We start from the raw sequence: 2,071 nt of genomic DNA, 5'->3' as shown, positions 1-2,071 counted from the left end.
GGTCACGATCAGCGTCAGCGTCTCCAATGCTGCTCTGTTGAGATTCGATTTTGTAACGCGTCAGCCCCGGATCAATCTCAGCGAACGATATCAGATGCAGTGGATCGGGGACTTTGCTGATGAAGGCAACATCCTTCTGCCCGCGTCCTACTTCGACGTGTCGACAACCAATCCCGATGCAGCAGATGTCTCGGATGGCATCCTCATCGGAAGAGCTTCCGGTGCCGGTACTGTCGTGTCGTCGCGCGCTGGACTTACTGCGGCAACCGCATTCCTCGTAGGTAGCGCGCAGACCTATGACGACTATCTACTCGCAGGCTTCGGCGCGGACATCTATCCCGACGCAGTCACACTAGCCGCCAACGGCGGAACGCGTCAGATCAAACTGTTTACCGATCCGCAGGACGCCAGCACGAACGTAGCCTTCGCGGTGAACGGGACGCGCTACTATGTCGACAAGCCGGGCGTTGTCGAGGTCTCGCCCGACGGTCTGATCACCGCGCTCGCGTCCGGCGAAGTGACCATCACTGCGACGTACAAGATGGCGGAGGCCCGGATCCCGGTCAGGGTTGTTGCCGCTCAGTTCGGCCCGACTTTGGTTGGCGAGGCAGGCGCCGTCGTCGCGACGAGCGAGGGCCTCCAGGTCGCGATTGCTCCCGGAGCCCTAAGCCGAGAGGTAACCGTCACTATTTCGGGTGTTGCTCGTGATGATTTGACGATCCCTGTTCTGCCCGAGGACCAAGGGTTCCGGTTTGGCGCAGCGTTCCACATCGATCTCGAAGGCGCCACGCTGGACGCCCCGGCGCAGCTCGCGATTCCGACCACACTCCAGGCAGGAAGCGAGATTCGCTTCTATCGGCTCTCCGACTTTGAAACCGCTGGCGGAACGGTGCAGGGCTGGCTTGAGGTCGAGAGTGGCTATGTCGATGCGAATGGTTTTGCCCGCACGGCGTCACCGATCTGGAGCGGTATCGGGTTCGGCGGCACCTACATGGCGGTGGCTATCGATCCAGGCTCGATCGGCACCGTGATAGCTGATCTCGAGGCCTCCTTCGGTGTCGTACAGCAATATGTCTACACCACGATCGGAAACGTCCTTGTCGGCGCCGCCGGCTTTGGGCAGGTTCCTCTCTCCCTGCCGGGGGGCAACCGAGACGTTACACTCACCGCTCGTACCCTGGATGGCAATCTCGTCACGACTGCGGCAAATGTGGAGGTGCGTCCCGGTCAGATCAGCTCGCTCGAAACCACATTCAATTCCGACGTAGATCCGGCAGCCGATACGCATCACAGTCCGTCTATCACATCGGCCCGCGTCGAATTCGCCGACAAGGGAGACGGAATGGAGCCTTGGCTGGTGCTGAAGGGTGACCGCTTTGTCTGGAGCGATCCTGGGGCGCCGACGCTCGCCGGCTCAGACCTCGACCATCTGCGGGTGCTGTTCGGCTATCCTGACGAACTGGAAATCCGCGACCTGATCCGAGGGCATGAGAACGATGAGATCACCCCCGTCAGTGGAGGCGTGCTGGTTCGTCCAGCCTTCATGGGAGGAGGTGAACTGTGGGTCCGCGTACCGACGTCTATGGCTCTAGGCTCGACGCCTTTCCAGGTGGCGCGCCTCAACTACGTCCTTACGAACGAAGATCTTGGAGGCGATCCTTCGAGCTATGCGCAGGACAGTGGCCAGCCCGGTTCCTTCTGGGACGCTTTGACCGTCTATTCCAATTGGGAGTTTCTCGAGCCTGGGGACGAGAACGTATTCGTTGCGGTGCCGGGCGGCACCTTTGAAGGCGGCACAGCCGATCAACTGGCGGTTATTCGCCCGGTTGGGAATGACAACCAAAAGTTGCCAGAGCTTGTCGCTCGAATTCCACTCGGCAATCTCGACGACAACGGCCGGCCGACAGCCGGAAACGCGGTGATGCCCAACCGTGTGGCGATCACCAGCGACAACGCCCGCGCATACGTCACGCTGCGAGGAAGCGGAGGTATAGCCGTCGTCGATACGATGCTGATGCGTCAGGTAGACGTACTTCCGGACGATCCGGCGGAGCCTTACACTGATGGAGTG

Annotated in this window: 1 protein-coding gene; it reads left to right on the top strand. The window is 60.7% G+C overall.

Annotated features, from left to right (window positions below; all coding sequences use genetic code 11):
- Positions 1-2,071 (top strand): Ig-like domain-containing protein (locus EN914_RS33260; protein ID WP_206527297.1); only part of this gene is annotated, 2,071 nt, incomplete at both ends.

Source organism: Mesorhizobium sp. M7A.F.Ca.CA.001.08.2.1, from assembly GCF_003998455.1.
Lineage (GTDB): Bacteria > Pseudomonadota > Alphaproteobacteria > Rhizobiales > Rhizobiaceae > Mesorhizobium > Mesorhizobium ciceri.
This window is presented reverse-complemented; position numbering and strand designations above follow the sequence as displayed.